Genomic DNA, 15,905 nt, shown 5'->3' on the forward strand with positions numbered 1-15,905 from the left:
CGTCGATGAAGGCGTATGACTGGATCGCGCGTGGACGACCGCGCGAGAACGGCCCGGTGGGCCGCTTCGTGTTGACCGCGGTCTCGCTGGGCCTCTCGGCCCTGTTGATGGCGATGGCGTTCGGCGTCTACGTCGATCGCATGCTCGCGCTGCAGTTCTTCGTCGCCGGCATGCTGACCCTCGCGTTTCTGACCGTGACGGGGAACCCGCGCCGCCCGACCGGACCCACGGTCGCGTCATGGCTCCTCATCGCCGCGTCCTGGGCCGCCTGCGCGTACTTCGTCGCGATGCACGACGTCCACGCGAAGCGCATTCCGCTCGTCGACGAGCTTACGCCGGCGGACATGGTCGCGGCGATCGCCATCGCGGCGCTCGTGCTGGAGGCGACGCGGCGCTGCATCGGCATGACGCTCGTCGTGCTGGTGCTGGGCTTCCTCGCCTACGGCATCTGGGGCGATCGTCTGCCCGGCGCCTTCTCGCACCGCCCTCTGAGTGCCCAGGAGATCCTCGATCACCTGGTGTTCTCGTCGAACGGCCTGATGGGACCGGCGCTCGAGGTCGCGGCCTTCCTCGTGTTCGTGTTCGTCGTCTTCGGAGCGCTCCTCGACCGCTGGGGCGGGGGCGATTTCTTCCACGATCTCGCCCACGCGATGGTCGGCAAGCAGGTCGGGGGGCCCGCCAAGGTCGCGGTGTTCTCGTCCGGCCTCTACGGCTCGATCTCCGGTTCGCCGACCGCCGACGTCGTCACCACCGGTTCGTTCACGATTCCGCTGATGATCCGCATCGGCGTGCCGCGCACCTACGCCGCGGCGGTCGAGGCGACCGCCTCGACCGGCGGCGCGATCCTGCCGCCGGTCATGGGCTCGGCGGCGTTCCTGATGGTCGATTTCACCGGCATACCGTACGCCACGATCATCACCGCCGCGATCGTTCCGGCGCTGATCTACTACCTGATCGTCTTCACCGCGGTCCACCTGAAGGCGCACCGTCTCCACCTGAAGCCCACCGTCACCGAGGACGCCCCGACGCTCCGCCAGGTCCTCGCCCGCGACTGGATCTACTTCGTGCCGATCGCGGTGCTCGTCTGGGGTGTGCTGAAGCTCGACCGGCCGGTGTTCGCCGGAGCGCTGGCCTGCGTCGCGCTGATTCCGATCGGGCTGATCCGTCACCGGTCGCCGCGGGCGTTCGTCGACTCGCTCGTCTCCGGACTCAACAACGGCATGGGGCAGCTCGTCGGCGTGGGCATCGCCTGCGCGGTGGCGGGGCTCGTGGTCGGCACGCTGTCGATGGCCGACCTGACCGGCAAGATCAGCTCGGGCATGTTCACGCTCGCCGGCGGCAGCCACGCGCTGACGCTGCTCGTCGCCACGACGGTCATCATCCTGCTGGGCATGGGGATGCCCACGCCCGCGGTGTACGCGCTCGCCGCCGTCCTGGCCGCGCCGGCGCTGCTCGCGCTCGAGATCGACCTGCTGCCGGCGCACCTGCTGATCGTCTATTTCGCGTCGATGTCGGCGATCACGCCTCCCGTGGCGGTGGCGGCGTTCGCCGCCGCCTCGATCGCGCGCGCCAATCCGATCGCCGTGGGCTTCCTCGCCTGCCGCGTCGGCATCGTCGCGTTCGTGCTGCCGCTCGTGTTCGTGAGCCAGCCGGGCATGCTGCTGATCGGCGACCTCGAGACGATCGTCACGACCATCGCCTTCATCGTCCTCGGCGCGCTCGCGCTGGTCATCGCGTTCGAAGGCTGGCTCTTCGGCCTCGTCCCGATGGCCATGCGCGTGGCGCTCGGCGTCCTCTCGGTGACGCTGCTCGCCCAGACCGGGGTGTTCCGCTGGGCCGCGGCCGCGGCCTTCCTGGCGTTCCTCGCCTGGCGCTACCGCGGACGCGCGCCCTCGCCGCCGGGCGGCGCCCCGGCCTGACCGGACGGCGAGAAGACGAACCCCACGGGAAACGACCATGCGCACCTACCTCACCATCGACCTCCCGACGCGCGCCGTCACGCGCGAGGAGCGCCACGGCGAAGCGATCGTCCGCGCCGGGCGCCACTACATCGCGCGCACGCTCCTCGAGCGCCGCATCCACGACGTCGATCCGCTCTCGCCCGCGAACCCGCTGATCTTCTCGGCGGGCCCGTTCGCGGGCACGAACTTCTCGAACGCCAACCGGCTGAGCGTCGGCTGCCGCAGCCCGCTCACCGGCGGCATCAAGGAGGCCAACTCGGGCGGCACGTTCGCATTCGCGCTCGGGCAGTGCGAGCTCGCCGGCTTCACGCTCGAAGGCGCGTGCGACGACTGGACGCTGATCCGGATCACCAAGGAAGGCGAGGTGAGCTTCGAGGACGCCTCCGTGTACGTCGGCCGCGGCAACGACGAAGTCGCACGTATGCTCATCGAGCGGTTCGGCCGCAAGATCAGCTTCGCGATCTGCGGCCCGGTCGGCGAGTACGGCGGGCTCATCGCCGGCATCGCGTTCGCCGACACCGACGGGCGCCCGTCCCGGCTCGCCGCCCGCGGCGGCGTCGGCGCGGTGCTGGGCGCGAAGCGGGTCAAGGTGATCGTCATCGAGCAGCACAAGATGCCGACCTTCCACGACCGCAAGAAGGTGATGGGCGCGGTCCGCGAGTACGGCGTCAAGCTCGGCAAGGAACCGGCGATCGACACGTTCAAGCGCTTCGGGACCGCCGCGGTCGGCGACTTCACCAACTACGTCGGCGGCCTGCCGGTGCGCAACTTCAGCGCGGGCCAGCTCACGCCCGACAAGGCCGCGTTCCAGTTGGGCGGCACCGCCATCCGCGAGCGCAATCTCGCGCGCGGCGGCCAGACCGCCCACGCGTGCATGCCCGGCTGCATGATCGAGTGCAGCAACGTCTATGCGGACGCCGAGGGCAAGGAGGTCGTCTCCCCGCTCGAGTACGAGACGCTCGGCCTCATGGGCAGCAACTGCGGCCTCGACGATCCCGACGACGTCGCGCGATTGAACGGAGTCGCCAACGACCTCGGCGTCGACACGATCGAACTGGGCGCGATGCTCGGCGTCCTGATGGAGGCCGGGCTGGGCGCGTTCGGCGACACCGCCTTCATGGCCGCCGCGCTCGACGACATCCGCGCGGGCAACGAGCGTGGACGCCTGCTCGCGCAGGGCGCGGCGAAGGTCGGCGAGCACTACGGCGTCGCGCGCGTGCCGGTCATCAAGCGGCAGGGCATCAGCGCCTACGATCCGCGCGTCATCGAGGTGACCGGGATCTCGATGATGCTGACGGCGCAGGGGGCCGATCACACGGTCGGCAACCTGCCCGCCTACGAGTGCGACGGCAAGTCGACCGCCGAACTCGTCGCCGCGAGCCTCGGGGCTCAGGTGGCCGCGGCGGCGGCCGACTCGCTCGGACTGTGCATCTTCGGCCGCTCGGTGACCGACACGAACCCGGAACTGATCGTGAACGCGCTGAACGACGCGCACGGCACGACCCTCGACCCCTCGTTCCTGAAGGCGCTCGGGCGCGAGACGATCGAGCTCGAGTGGGCGTTCAACCGCGCCGCGGGCTTCACCGAAGCCGACGACGAACTGCCGGCGTTCTTCTACGGCGAGGCGCTCGCACCCTCCGGCAAGCAGGCGCGTCACCACAGCGACGAGGTCAACCGGTCATTGCGGACGCTGCTGGCGCGCTGATGGCGGTGCGGATCCTCTACTTCGCCGACGTGCGCGAGGCGGCCGGGCTTTCGGAGGAGACGCTCGACCTTCCCCCGGGCGTGACCACGGTCGGCGCGCTGCGCGATCATCTCTGCGCGCGCGGTCGATCGTGGGCCGTGTTCGGCCGGCCGGACGCTCGCTACGCGGTCAACCGCACGCTCGTGCCCGGGGACGGCGCGCCGATCCGCGACGGCGACGAGGTCGCCGTGTTTCCCGCCCTGTCCGGCGGCTGATTCCGGGCGAGGCGCGCCGCCGCTCAGCGCACGCGCGAGGCGTAGCGTTCGAGCACGCGCGCGACCGTCTCGTCGATCGACAGGTCGGTCGTGTCGACGATGGCGGCATCCGCGGCGGGCGCAAGCGGCGCGACCGCCCGCGACGCGTCGCGCCGGTCGCGCTCGCGGATGTCCTCGAGCAACGACGCCGCGTCGGCGACGACACCGCGCTCGGCGAGCTGGAGCCGGCGCCGTTCCGCGCGCGCCTCGGGGGTCGCGGTCACGAACACCTTGGTGCTGGCGTCGGGAAACACGATCGTCCCCATGTCGCGGCCGTCGGCCACGAGACCGGGCGGCCGGCGGAACGCGCGCTGCCGGTCGAGCAGCGCGGAACGCACTTCCCGATGCACCGCCACCCGCGAGGCGCCCTCGGAAACCGCCTCGTCGCGGATCGCGCGCGTGACGTCGGTGCCGTCGAGGAACACCCGGCCCGGTTCGAAGCGTACGTCGAGGGCGCGGGCGAGCGCGCCCGTGCCTGCGGCATCGTCGAACGCGGCGCCCTTCCCGATGGCCTTCAGGGCGACCAGACGATAGAGCGCCCCGCTGTCGAGCAGGTGGAAGCCCAGCGCTCGCGCGACGCGGGCGGCTACCGTGCCCTTGCCCGACGCCGCGGGGCCATCGATCGCGATCACGGGCACGCCCTCCCCGGGCGCCGCCGGGGGCGACGCGCGCGTCATGCGCCCGCCGCCGTGCCGACGAGGCCGCGGAACGCGTCGAAGTAGCGGGGAAACGTCTTGCGGACGCACCCCGGATCGCGGATCGTGACGGCGGCGCCGAGGAGCGAGACGAGCGAGAAGCACATCGCCATCCGGTGATCGTCGTAGGTGTCGATCGCCGCGTGCCGGAGGCTCGCGACCGGATGCACGGTCAGCCGGTCCGCGGCTTCGTCGACGACGACGCCGAGCTTGCGCAGCTCCGTCGCCATCGCGGAGATGCGGTCGGTCTCCTTCACGCGCCAGCTCGCGATGCCGGTGAGCGTCGTCGGCTCGCGCGCCGCGATCGCGGTGATTGCGAGCGTCATCGCCGCGTCGGGAATCGCCGTGCAGTCGATCGTGCCGCCGGCGAGCTTCGCCCCCTCGCGCGCCTCGATCCAGTCGGGGCCGAACCGGATCTCCGCCCCGAGCCGGGCGAGCACGTCGGCGAACGCGACGTCTCCCTGGATCGCGTCGCGCCCGACGCCGGTCACCCGGACCGGGCCGCCGCCCAGCACGCCTGCCGCGAGGAAGTACGACGCCGACGACGCGTCGCCCTCGACCGCGATGGTGCCCGGACTCGCGTAGCACGCGCCCGCGGGGACCACGAAGGTCGACGCGTCCGGCGCTCCGATCTCCACGCCGAAGCGCCCCATCAGCCGCGTGGTGATCTCGACGTAGGGCCGCGAGATCAGCGGTGTCGTCACCCGCACCGCGGTCGATGCGCGATCCGAGCCCCGGGTGAGCGGCAGCGCCATCAGGAGCGCCGACAGATACTGGCTCGACACGTCGCCGCGGATCGGGACGCTCGTGCCCGCGGCGACCCCCGCGCCGCGGATCGCGAGCGGCGGGTAACCCTCGTTGCCCAGATAGCGAATCGTGGCGCCGAGCGAGCGCAGCGCGTCGACGAGATCCCGGATCGGACGCTCGCGCATCCGCGCGACGCCGTCGAGCACGTAGTCGCCGCCCTGCACCGCGAGCACCGCGGTGAGCGGTCGAAACGCGGTCCCGGCGTTGCCGAGCATGAATCGCGCCGAGCGCTTCCGGAAGGCGCCACCCGCACCGCGCACGACGGCAACCCGGGTCGAAGGGTCGTGATCGACGTCGACGCCGAGCAGCACGAGCGCCTCGACCATGCGGTCGGTGTCGTCCGCCGCGAGCACGCCTTCTACCCGGGTCGTGCCGTGCGCGAGCGCGGCGAGCAGCAACACCCGGTTGCTGATGCTCTTCGATCCGGGAAGCGCCACCGAGCCTTCGGCATGGCCGCTCGCGGCGAGCGTCAGGTCGGCAGAAGCCATCGCCGTCGCGTGGTTCAGCGGTCGACCGGTGCAGGCGCGGCCACGCCGGGCTGCCAGCGGCGGCGCGCCGCGCTCGCCTGCGCGAACACGCGCTCCAGCGCGGCGCCGTCGCCGCGTTCGATCGCGGCCGCGAGTTCGTCCAACAGGCCGCGGTAGGCCGCGAGCGCGTCGGACAGCGCCCCGCGATTCGCGAGCGCGATGTCGCGCCACATCTCGGGCGAACTGCCGGCAATGCGCGTGAAGTCGCGGAATCCCGAGGCCGCGTGCGCGAACAGCGCCCCGGCGTCCGGCCGCGCGGCGAGTTGCGCCACGAGCGCGAACGCGAGGACGTGAGGCAGGTGCGACACGGCCGCGAAGATGCGGTCGTGCTCTCGCGCGTCGAGCGTCATCACGCGCGACCCGCAGCGCTCCCACAGCGTGCGGACCACGTCGGTGGCGTGCGGGTCGGTTTCGGGCAGCGGCGTCAGCACGGTGGTCCGGTCGCGGAATAGCGTCGCGAACGCGGCGGCGGCTCCCGAGTGCTCGGTGCCCGCGATCGGATGCGCAGGCACGAAACGCGCGAGACGCGTGCCGAACGCCGCGCGCGCCGCCTCGACGACGTCTTCCTTCGTGCTGCCGGCGTCGGTGACCACGCAGGCCGGTCCGGCGTGGCGCGCGATGGTGGCGAGCAGCGGCGCGATCTCGCCTACCGGCGTGGCCACGAGGACGACGTCCGCGTCCGCGAGTTCAGCGGTCCAGCCTTCCGCGAGCGTGTGCGCGCAGTCGACGATGCCGCGCGAGAGTGCCTCGTCGAGATTCGCGCGCGTTCGGCCGACGCCGACCACTTCGCCGACCGCGCCGGCGGCCTTGAGCGCGAGCGCGCAAGAGCCGCCGATCAGCCCGACGCCGACCACCACCAGTCGTCCGATCGGCCGCGCCGCCGCGTGTGCGTCCATCGCCGGTCCGCTCGCGCCGCGGGTTACGCGGGGTTTCCGTCGCGTCCGAGCACCCGCGCGAGCGCGTCGAGGAAGCGCTCGTTCTCGGACGGAAGTCCGATGGTCACGCGCAGCCACTCGGGCAGACCGTAGCCCGCGACCGGGCGGACGATGACGCCCTCCCGCAGCAGGCCCTGGTAGACCGTTGCCGCATCGCCGATCCGCGCCAGCAGGAAGTTCCCGTGCGATCGCAGCACCGGAACGCCGAGCTTCGCCAGGCCGTGTTCCAGCTGGCGCATGCCTTCGCGGTTCATGCGCGCGCTCTCCTCGACGTAGGCCGTGTCGGCGAGCGCGGCGATGGCGGCCGCCTGGGCCAGCGCGTTCACGTTGAACGGCTGGCGCACGCGATCGAGGAGCGCGGCGACCGAGGGATCCATCACGCCGTACCCGATCCGCAGCGCGGCGAGGCCGTACGCCTTCGAGAACGTCCGCGAGACGACGAGGTTCGGATGGCGGCCGATCCAGCCGATCGACGGCGAACGTCCCTCCTCGGGCAGGTACTCGTCGTAGGCCTCGTCGAGCACGACGACCACGTCGCGCGGCACCGCCGCGACGAACCGCGCGATGGATTCAGACGCCACCCAGGTGCCGGTCGGGTTGTTCGGATTCGCGACGAACACCACGCGGGTGCGCGGCGTGATCGCCGCGAGCATCGCGCCGAGGTCGTGGCCGAAGTCGCGCGCGGGCACTTCGACACCTTTCGCTCCGCGCGCGTGGGTCGCGAGCGGGTAGACCGCGAAGGCGTACTGGGCATAGACGGCCTCGTCGCCCGGCGTCAGGAACGCTGCGGCGACCAGCTCGAGCACGTCGTTGCTGCCGTTGCCGAGCACGATCCGCTCGGGCCCGACGCCGTGGTGCAGGGCCAGCGCCGCACGAAGCGCGAACCCGCTGCCGTCGGGATAACGCGTCAGGTCGCCCGCCGCCGCGCGGATCGCGGAGAGCGCCTTGGGGGAGGCGCCGCGCGGATTCTCGTTGCTCGCGAGCTTGACGATCGTCGCGGGGTCGAGATGGAGCTCGCGGGCGAGCTCCTCGACCGGCTTGCCCGGAACGTAGGGCGCGATCGCGCGCACCCACGCGGGTGCCTTGAGCGCGGGTCCGGCGCCCTCGCCGTCCGCATCGACATTCGAAGCACCGTGTGCGTTCATGGTTCGAGCGCCGCAGGGTAGGACCCGAGCAGCTTGAGATACGGCGCGGCCTTGCGCAGCTCGTCCAGCGCCGCGGCGACCTGGGGATCGTCGCGGTGTCCGGCGACGTCGATGTAGAACAGGTATTCCCACGAGCCGGTGCGCGCGGGTCGCGACTCGAACCGGGTCATCGACACACCGTGCTTCGCGAGCGGCCCGAGCAGTTCGTGGACCGCCCCCGGACGGTTCGGCGCCGACATCACGAGCGAGGTCTCGTCGCGGCCCGAGGGACCCACGGCCTGCCGCCCCAATACCCAGAAGCGCGTGGTGTTGTTCGGCTCGTCCTCGATGTGCGACGCGAGCACCGGAATGCCGTAGGTGACCGCCGCGATATCGCCCGCGATCGCGGCAGCACCGGGCTCGTCCGCCGCGAGCCGCGCCGCTTCCGCGTTGCTCGCCACGACGATCCGCGGTACCGACGGCAGGTTGTGCGCGAGCCACTGCACGCACTGCGCGAACGACTGCGCGTGCGAATACACCCGGGTGACGGCGTGGATCGACGGCGCCTTCGACAGCAGGTTCTGCCGCACGCGCAGCTTCACCTCGCCGATCACCGAAAGTTCGGTCGCCGCCATCAGGTCGAGCGTGCGCCCCACCGTGCCCTCGGTCGAATTTTCGACCGGCACGACAGCGTAGTCGGACCGTCCGGACTCCGCGGCGCGGAACACGTCGTCGATCGACGCCTGCGGAAGCGTTTCCACCGATGACCCGAAGTGCCGGGCGACCGCGGCATGGGTGAACGTGCCCGGCGGGCCGAGGTACGCGATCGTCAGCGGGCGCTCGAGCGCGAGGCACGCCGACATGACCTCGCGGAACACCTTGGCGACCGCGTCGTCGGTGAGCGGCCCGGGATTCGCCTGCGCGAGCCCCGCGAGCACCCGGGCCTCCCGCTCGGGCCGGTACGCGGGCGCGCCCGAACCTTCCTTGAGCCGTCCGATCGCCTGCGCGTGGCGCGCGCGCTCCGACAGGCGCGCGAGAATCTCGCGGTCGAGCGCGTCGATCGCGTCGCGGTGCTTCTGCAGCGCGCCGTCGTCACTCATCGCCGGTCGGTCGCACGCTCGTCGGCATCGGCGTTCGAACCGTCGTCCTTCGCGTGGCGAGGGGCGTCCGGCTGAAGCCGGACCCACGAGGGCATCGAGCGAGGGGCGTCCGGCTGAAGCCGGACCCACGAGGGCATCGAGCGAAGGGCGTCCGGCTGAAGCCGGACCCGCGGAGACGCGGTCACTCGTCCTCCTCGTCGCGCTCGACCACCCGCTCGAGGCCGGCGAGCTTCTCGCCCTCCGAGAGGTTGATCAGCGTGACGCCCTGCGTCGAGCGGCTCATCTCCCGGATCGACCTGACCTTCGTGCGGATCAGCACGCCGCCGGTCGAGATCAGCATCACCTCGTCGTCCTTCGACACGAGCGCCGCGACGACCACCTTGCCGTTGCGCTCCGACTGCTGGATCGCGATCATGCCCTTGGTCCCGCGCCCGTGCCGCGTGTGCTCGACGATCGGCGTGCGCTTGCCGTAGCCGTTCTCCGTCGCGGTCAGCACGGACTGGTCCTCGTCCTCGGCGACGAGCAGCGCGATGACCTTCTGGCCGTTCTCGAGCGTCATGCCCTTCACGCCGTGGGCGTTCCGGCCCATCGGACGCACGTCGTTCTCGTCGAAGCGCACCGCCTTGCCGCCCGAGCTGAACAGCATCACGTCGTGCTTGCCGTCGGTGAGCGCGACCCCGATCAGCCGGTCGCCGTCGGCGAGGTCGACCGCGATGATTCCCGAGGGCCGCGGCCGCGAGAAATCGGCGAGCGGCGTCTTCTTGACCGTGCCCATCGCGGTCGCCATGAACACGTACTGCGTCTCGGTGAACTCCTTGACCGGCAGGATCGCGGTGATCTTCTCGTTGTCGGCGAGCGGCACGAGGTTCACGATCGGCTTGCCGCGCGAGGCGCGCGAGCCCTGCGGCACGTTGTAGACCTTGAGCCAGTAGACGCGGCCGCGGTTGCTGAAGCACAGGATGAAGTCGTGCGTGTTCGCGATGAACATGCGCTCGACGAAGTCGTCCTCCTTCGTCGCGGTCGCCTGCTTGCCGCGGCCTCCGCGCTTCTGCGCGCGGTATTCGTCGACCGCCTGCGCCTTCATGTAGCCGCCGTGCGACATCGTGACGACCATGTCCTGCGGCGCGATCAGGTCCTCGATCGACAGGTCCTCGCCCTGCGCGACGATCTCGGAGCGGCGCGCGTCGCCGAACTGCGCGCGGATCGCCTCCAGCTCGCCTCCGACGATGGCGGTGACGCGCGCGGCCTTCGCGAGGATGTCGATCAGGTCGGCGATCAGGTCCATTACCTCGCGGTACTCGCCGGTGATCTTGTCCTGCTCGAGGCCGGTCAGGCGCTGCAGACGCATCTCGAGGATCGCCTGCGCCTGCGCGTCGGACAACCGGTAGCCCGCGGGTGTGGCGCCGAAGCCTTCCGGCAGGCCTTCCGGGCGCGCGTCGTGCGCGTGCGCGCGCTTCAGCATCTCGGCGACGACCGGGCTCTGCCACGCGCGCGCCATCAGCGCCGCCTTCGCCTCCGGCGGCGTGGGCGACGCCTTGATGATCGCGATCATCTCGTCGACGTTCGCGAGCGCGACCGCGAGGCCTTCGAGGATGTGGCCGCGCTCGCGCGCCTTGCGGAGTTCGAAGCGCGTGCGCCGCACCACCACCTCGCGGCGGTGCTGCAGGAAGTGGACGATGAACGACTTGAGGTCGAGGAGCCGCGGCTGGTTGTCGACCAGCGCGACCATGTTCATGCCGAAGCTGTCCTGCAGCTGCGTCAGCTTGTAGAGGTTGTTGAGGACGATCTCCGGCACCTCGCCGCGCTTCAACTCGATCACCACGCGCATGCCGGACTTGTCGGATTCGTCGCGCAGGTCCGAGATGCCGTCGAGCTTCTTGTCGCGCACGAGTTCGCCGATGCGCGCGAGCAGGTTCGCCTTGTTGACCTGGTAGGGGATCTCGTCGACGACGATCGCCTGCCGGTTGCCCTTGTCGAGATCCTCGACGTGGGTGCGGGCCCGGATCACGACGCGGCCGCGGCCGGTGCGGTAGCCTTCGCGCACGCCGTCGAGGCCGTAGATGATCCCCGCGGTCGGAAAGTCCGGCGCCGGGATCAGCTCCATCAGTTCGTCGACCGTCGTCTCCGGATTCGCGAGGACCGCGAGGCAGCCGGCGATCGTCTCGGCGAGGTTGTGCGGCGGGATGTTGGTCGCCATGCCGACCGCGATGCCGGAGCTGCCGTTGACGAGGAGGTTCGGCAGCCGCGCCGGGAGGACCGAGGGCTCCTCCTCCTTGCCGTCGTAGTTCGGGACGAAGTCGACCGTCTCCTTGTCGATGTCGGCGGTCAGTTCATCGGCGATCTTCTGGAGCCGGCACTCGGTGTAGCGCATCGCCGCGGCGTTGTCGCCGTCGACCGAGCCGAAGTTGCCCTGTCCGTCGACGAGCGGATAGCGCAGGCTGAAGTCCTGCGCCATGCGCACCAGCGTGTCGTAGATCGCCATGTCGCCGTGCGGGTGGTACTTCCCCATCACGTCGCCGACCACGCGCGCGCACTTCACGTAGGGACGGTTGTGGACGATGTTCGCCTCGGCCATCGCGTAGAGGACGCGCCGGTGGACCGGCTTCAGGCCGTCGCGCACGTCGGGCAGCGCCCGGCCCACGATCACGCTCATCGCGTAGTCGAGATAGCTGTGACGCATCTCGGCTTCGAGGCTGACGGGGACGGTTTCCTTGGCGAACGTGTCCATGCGGGGTCGAATTCGAGAGTTTTGGGGCTGCCGGGCGCCTGTGGCCCGCGATCGGCCGTGGCGCCCGGAAAGGCCGCGGAATCCGGCGGTTTTCGAGCCGCCGCGGTCGACGCGACCCGACGTTCCCGTCCGGAGCGCGCACCGGAGGCCATTGATATCCTTGAATTTTAGCACGGCGTTGTATCGCCGCGACACCCTGCGGCCCCGGAACGCGGCACGGGGGCGGGTTCTTTGCGCCGCGGAAAAGCGCTGTGCTATAGTCGTGGCGGAAGAAAGCTTGTGGCGCGTCAGGGGTTTATCGACGCGCCGACCGCCTGGACCACCGAAAACATCGTCAAAACCAAAGCCAAAGGGGTGAAACAATGACTCGTCGTCTCCTTTCCGCTGCTGCCATCGGCGCATTCGCCTCGGTGCTGGCAGGCGTCGCAGACGCGCAGACCCGCGGATACGTCGCCGGCGTCGGCCAATGCACGACGCCCGCGTGCGGATACGTGCAATCGTTCGCGGCGACGCCGGGCAACAACATCGTGCGCAGCGCGGTGTACAACGGCACGGCCGGCATCTCCGGCAACCTGTGCTATCGCACCGGCTACTGGGCCCCGTCGATGGCGATCGCCGCGTGCGATCCCGACCTCGTTCCGAAGCGCGTGGCGGCCGCGGCCCCGACGCCCGCTCCGGCGGCTCGTCCGGCGCCCGCCCCGGCCCCGGCGCCTGCTCCGGCGGCCCGCCCCGCCGCCCCGCGCCCGGCGGCCCCCGGCGTCCTGAAGATCACGCTGGCCTCGAAGGCGCTGTTCGACTTCGACAAGGCGGTCCTGCGTCCCGACGGCAAGGCGGCGATCGACTCCGAGATCATCGCGAAGCTGTCGCAGGTCCAGAAGCTCGAACTCGTGCTCGTCACCGGTCACACCGACCGCATCGGCACCCAGCAGTACAACCAGAAGCTCTCCGAGCGTCGCGCCGACGCCGTCCGCGACTACCTCGTGAGCAAGGGCGTGCCGAAGGACAAGATCGAGACCCTCGGCATGGGCAAGACGCAGCCGCTGCCGGGCGTGGTCTGCAACATGACCGCGATGAAGGAACTGATCGCGTGCCTGCAGCCGAACCGCCGCGTCGAAGTCGAAGTCAAGGGCGAAGCGGTCAAGCGCTGATCGCCGCCCGGCCCCGCGCAGAAAGCCCCGCTCCGGCGGGGCTTTTTGTTTGAGCGCCGCGGCGCCCAGGGGCGGGGCTCCCGTCGCGAGCGTCGAAGCTTCGATGGGGGGGCCGTGGTGCCGCCCCGGTAGAATCCGACCGATGCCGCCCCACGTATCGCCTCGAGAGGTCGACCTCGCGATCCATGCCCGCTACGTCGTGCCGGTCGAGCCCGCCGGCGTGCTCGATCACCACGCGGTGGTGGTGGATGCGGGGCGGATCGTCGCCGTTTGCCCGTCGAAGGACGTTTCCGCCGCGTTCGCTCCCGGTACGACCGTCGACCTGCCGACCCACGTCCTGATCCCGGGGCTCGTGAACGCCCACGCGCACTGCGCGATGGCGCTCTTCCGCGGCGTCGCCGACGACGTCGCGCTCTCCCGCTGGCTCGAGGAGCACATCTGGCCGCGCGAGGGCCGGCACGTCTCCCCGGAGTTCGTGCGCGACGGCACGCTCCTCGCCTGCGCGGAGATGCTCGCCGGCGGCATCACCTGCTGCAACGACATGTACTTCTTCCCCGAGGCCTCGGCGCAGGTCTTCGAGGAGGTCGGGATGCGCGCGATGGTCGGATTGCCGATCCTCGACTTCCCGACCGCGTACGCGGCCGACGCCGATGGATGTCTTCGCGCGGGCCTCGTCGCGCGCGACCGGTTCAAGCACGCGCGTCGTCTCGGGTTCTCGCTCGCGCCGCATGCGCCGTACACCGTCGGCGACGCGAGCTTCGAGAAGATCGTCACGCTCGCGCGGGAGCTCGACCTGCCGATCCAGACCCATCTGCAGGAGACGCGATCCGAACTCGCCGATGCGCTCGCCGCGCGCGGAGAAACGCCGCTCGCGCGCCTCGACCGGCTCGGCGTCACCGGACCCGGATTCGTCGCGATCCACGCCGTGCATCCCGGCAACGGCGATATCGAGCGACTGGCGCGCCAGGGTTGCCAGGTCGTGCACTGCCCGGCGTCGAACATGAAGCTCGCGAGCGGCACGGCGCCGGTCGCGACCTATCTCGCGGCCGGCGTGAACGTGGCGCTAGGGACCGACGGCGCGGCGTCGAACAACCGGATCGATCTCTTCGGCGAGATGCGGCTCGCCTCGCTGCTCGCGAAGGTCGTGTCGGGCGATGCGACGCTGCTCGCGGCGGCGGAGGTTCTCCGCATGGCGACGCTCGGCGGCGCGCGCGCCCTGGGGTTCGAAGCGCGCATCGGTTCGCTCGTCCCCGGCAAGGACGCCGATCTCGCCGCCGTCGACTTCGCCGCGGCCGAACTCACGCCCTGCTACGATCCGGTCTCGCACCTCGTGCACGCCGCCGGCCGCGAACACGTGACCGACGTCTGGATCGAAGGCGAGCGCGTGGTCGAGCGCGGCGCGCTGCGCGCGCTCGACCCGGCCGCGATCGCCGCGCGTGCAGCCCTGTGGCGCGACCGCATCGCCTGACCGCCCGACCATGCCCCTCACGCTTCCCGGCGCGCCGGCGAACGCCGATCCCGCAGAACTCGCGAAGTTCGGCGCGCTCGCGCATCGCTGGTGGGACCCGCAGAGCGAGTTCAAGCCGCTGCACGACGTCAATCCGCTGCGTCTCGACTGGATCGACGCTGCCTGCGGAGGGCTCGCAGGCAAGCGGGTCGTCGATGTCGGCTGCGGCGGCGGGATCCTGTCCGAGTCGATGGCCGCGCGCGGCGCGGAGGTCCTCGGCATCGATCTCGCGGAGAAGGCGCTCGGCGTGGCGAAGCTCCACCGGCTCGAGACCGGCGTCACCGTCGACTACCGGCTCGTCGCGGCCGAGACGCTCGCGCAGGAACGCCCCGCGGCCTTCGATGTCGTCACCTGCATGGAACTGCTCGAACACGTGCCCGATCCGGCCTCGACGATCGCCGCCTGCGCGTCGCTCGCGACGCCCGGCGGGTGCGTGGTGTTCTCGACCATCAACCGCAGCGCCAAGTCCTATGCGTACGCGATCGTCGGCGCGGAGTACCTGCTGCGCCTCCTGCCGCGCGGCACGCACGACTGGTCGCGGTTCCTCACGCCCTCCGAGGTCGCCCGGCACGCGCGGCGCGCCGGCCTCGAACTCGCGCAACTCGCCGGAATGTCCTACCACCCGCTGTCGAAGGTCTACGCGATCGTGGCCGACACGTCGGTCAACTACCTCGCGGCGTTCCACCGCTCGCCGGCATGAGGCCGCCGCTCGACGTCGACGCGGTGCTGTTCGACCTCGACGGCACCCTCGCCGACACGGCGGGCGACCTCGCCGGTGCGTTGAACCTGCTGCGGGCGGACCGCGGACTCGCGCCGCTGCCGGTCGAGACGCTCCGGCCGCACGCGAGTTCGGGTGCGCGCGGACTCCTCGGCGCAGGACTCGGCCTCGCACCGCAGGACGACGGTTACGTCGAAGCGCGCGACGCCTTCCTCGTGCACTACGCTTCGTGCCTCGCGGACACGACTCGCCTCTTCGACGGCGTGGAGGAGATGCTGCGCGCGATCGAGGCGCGCGGCCTCGCGTGGGGCATCGTCACCAACAAGGCCGAACGCTACACCGGGCCGGTCGTCCTCGCGCTCGGCCTCGCGCATCGCGCCGGCACGATCGTGTCGGGCGACACGACGCCCTATCCCAAGCCGCATCCGGCCCCGCTGCTGCATGCCGCCGCCGCGCTCAAGCTCGCCCCGCAGCGCTGCGCCTACGTCGGCGACGACCGCCGGGACATCGACGCCGGCAACGGCGCCGGGATGCCGACGCTGGTCGCGAACTGGGGTTACCTGGGCAACGGCGAACCGGCGTCCGCGTGGCCCGCCTGCGCCTGGCTCGATCGGCCTTCCGATCTCGGCGCGTTCCTCTCCGCGTAGCCACCGCGCG

At 71.2% G+C, this 15,905-nt stretch carries 13 protein-coding genes; 7 read left to right on the forward strand and 6 right to left on the reverse strand.

Features of this window, described 5'->3' with window-relative positions:
- Nucleotides 1-5: 5 nt before the first annotated feature.
- The 3 genes from HS109_04545 to moaD are packed head-to-tail and all read left to right on the forward strand — an operon-like array spanning nt 6 to nt 3,920.
- Nucleotides 6-1,919: a TRAP transporter fused permease subunit gene (locus HS109_04545; protein MBE7521639.1), complete on the forward strand. Its 1,914-nt coding sequence runs from the start codon at nt 6-8 to the stop codon at nt 1,917-1,919.
- A 37-nt stretch (nt 1,920-1,956) separates the two neighbouring features.
- A complete protein-coding gene (locus HS109_04550) occupies nt 1,957-3,666 on the forward strand; it encodes an aldehyde ferredoxin oxidoreductase (GenBank protein MBE7521640.1) in 1,710 nt (569 codons plus the stop codon).
- Complete coding sequence (gene moaD, locus HS109_04555) at nt 3,666-3,920, forward strand: molybdopterin converting factor subunit 1 (GenBank protein ID MBE7521641.1); 255 nt, start codon at nt 3,666-3,668, stop codon at nt 3,918-3,920. The genes HS109_04550 and moaD overlap by 1 nt, the downstream gene beginning before the upstream one ends.
- A gap of 23 nt (nt 3,921-3,943) precedes the next feature.
- On the opposite strand, the gene HS109_04560 is transcribed toward moaD, so the two are convergent.
- The 6 genes from HS109_04560 to gyrA form a co-directional block, all read right to left on the reverse strand.
- Nucleotides 3,944-4,636: a (d)CMP kinase gene (locus tag HS109_04560; GenBank protein MBE7521642.1), complete on the reverse strand. Its 693-nt coding sequence runs from the start codon at nt 4,634-4,636 to the stop codon at nt 3,944-3,946.
- Entirely contained in the window at nt 4,633-5,949 is a 1,317-nt protein-coding gene (gene aroA / locus HS109_04565; protein MBE7521643.1) for a 3-phosphoshikimate 1-carboxyvinyltransferase, read from the reverse strand. Before aroA ends, HS109_04560 begins: the two co-directional genes overlap by 4 nt.
- Before the next feature lie 14 nt (nt 5,950-5,963).
- Nucleotides 5,964-6,884 carry a prephenate dehydrogenase/arogenate dehydrogenase family protein gene (locus HS109_04570; protein MBE7521644.1) on the reverse strand — a complete coding sequence of 307 codons (921 nt, stop codon included), beginning with the start codon at nt 6,882-6,884 and terminating at the stop codon, nt 5,964-5,966.
- Nucleotides 6,885-6,907: 23 nt separating this feature from the next.
- Nucleotides 6,908-8,068, reverse strand: coding sequence for a histidinol-phosphate transaminase (locus tag HS109_04575; GenBank protein ID MBE7521645.1), 1,161 nt, complete (start codon nt 8,066-8,068; stop codon nt 6,908-6,910).
- Nucleotides 8,065-9,147, reverse strand: a complete 1,083-nt coding sequence (gene pheA / locus HS109_04580; GenBank protein ID MBE7521646.1) for a prephenate dehydratase — start codon at nt 9,145-9,147, stop codon at nt 8,065-8,067. The genes HS109_04575 and pheA overlap by 4 nt, the downstream gene beginning before the upstream one ends.
- Nucleotides 9,148-9,328: 181 nt before the next feature.
- Entirely contained in the window at nt 9,329-11,875 is a 2,547-nt protein-coding gene (gyrA, locus tag HS109_04585; GenBank protein ID MBE7521647.1) for a DNA gyrase subunit A, read from the reverse strand.
- 605 nt (nt 11,876-12,480) lie between these two features.
- Between gyrA and HS109_04590 the strand changes: the two genes are divergently transcribed.
- From HS109_04590 to HS109_04605, 4 genes are all read left to right on the forward strand, one after another.
- Nucleotides 12,481-13,023 carry an OmpA family protein gene (locus HS109_04590; GenBank protein MBE7521648.1) on the forward strand — a complete coding sequence of 181 codons (543 nt, stop codon included), beginning with the start codon at nt 12,481-12,483 and terminating at the stop codon, nt 13,021-13,023.
- Between the two features lie 142 nt (nt 13,024-13,165).
- Nucleotides 13,166-14,491, forward strand: a complete 1,326-nt coding sequence (locus HS109_04595) for a TRZ/ATZ family hydrolase (protein ID MBE7521649.1) — start codon at nt 13,166-13,168, stop codon at nt 14,489-14,491.
- 10 nt (nt 14,492-14,501) lie between these two features.
- A complete protein-coding gene (gene ubiG / locus HS109_04600) occupies nt 14,502-15,230 on the forward strand; it encodes a bifunctional 2-polyprenyl-6-hydroxyphenol methylase/3-demethylubiquinol 3-O-methyltransferase UbiG (GenBank protein MBE7521650.1) in 729 nt (242 codons plus the stop codon).
- Nucleotides 15,227-15,895 carry an HAD-IA family hydrolase gene (locus tag HS109_04605; GenBank protein MBE7521651.1) on the forward strand — a complete coding sequence of 223 codons (669 nt, stop codon included), beginning with the start codon at nt 15,227-15,229 and terminating at the stop codon, nt 15,893-15,895. The genes ubiG and HS109_04605 overlap by 4 nt, the downstream gene beginning before the upstream one ends.
- The last annotated feature ends 10 nt before the right edge of the window (nt 15,896-15,905 follow it).

The sequence above is a fragment of the Burkholderiales bacterium genome (genome assembly GCA_015075645.1).
Classification (GTDB): domain Bacteria; phylum Pseudomonadota; class Gammaproteobacteria; order Burkholderiales; family Casimicrobiaceae; genus VBCG01.

What these genes read in the sequence shown, in the direction of transcription:
- HS109_04545 (MBE7521639.1), top strand. Translation starts at nt 6, where the DNA reads ATGAAGGCGTATGACTGGATCGCGCGTGGACGACCGCGCGAGAACGGC.
- HS109_04550 (MBE7521640.1), top strand. Translation starts at nt 1,957, where the DNA reads ATGCGCACCTACCTCACCATCGACCTCCCGACGCGCGCCGTCACGCGC.
- moaD (MBE7521641.1), top strand. Translation starts at nt 3,666, where the DNA reads ATGGCGGTGCGGATCCTCTACTTCGCCGACGTGCGCGAGGCGGCCGGG.
- HS109_04560 (MBE7521642.1), bottom strand. Translation starts at nt 4,636, where the DNA reads ATGACGCGCGCGTCGCCCCCGGCGGCGCCCGGGGAGGGCGTGCCCGTG.
- aroA (MBE7521643.1), bottom strand. Translation starts at nt 5,949, where the DNA reads ATGGCTTCTGCCGACCTGACGCTCGCCGCGAGCGGCCATGCCGAAGGC.
- HS109_04570 (MBE7521644.1), bottom strand. Translation starts at nt 6,884, where the DNA reads ATGGACGCACACGCGGCGGCGCGGCCGATCGGACGACTGGTGGTGGTC.
- HS109_04575 (MBE7521645.1), bottom strand. Translation starts at nt 8,068, where the DNA reads ATGAACGCACACGGTGCTTCGAATGTCGATGCGGACGGCGAGGGCGCC.
- pheA (MBE7521646.1), bottom strand. Translation starts at nt 9,147, where the DNA reads ATGAGTGACGACGGCGCGCTGCAGAAGCACCGCGACGCGATCGACGCG.
- gyrA (MBE7521647.1), bottom strand. Translation starts at nt 11,875, where the DNA reads ATGGACACGTTCGCCAAGGAAACCGTCCCCGTCAGCCTCGAAGCCGAG.
- HS109_04590 (MBE7521648.1), top strand. Translation starts at nt 12,481, where the DNA reads ATGGCGATCGCCGCGTGCGATCCCGACCTCGTTCCGAAGCGCGTGGCG.
- HS109_04595 (MBE7521649.1), top strand. Translation starts at nt 13,166, where the DNA reads ATGCCGCCCCACGTATCGCCTCGAGAGGTCGACCTCGCGATCCATGCC.
- ubiG (MBE7521650.1), top strand. Translation starts at nt 14,502, where the DNA reads ATGCCCCTCACGCTTCCCGGCGCGCCGGCGAACGCCGATCCCGCAGAA.
- HS109_04605 (MBE7521651.1), top strand. Translation starts at nt 15,227, where the DNA reads ATGAGGCCGCCGCTCGACGTCGACGCGGTGCTGTTCGACCTCGACGGC.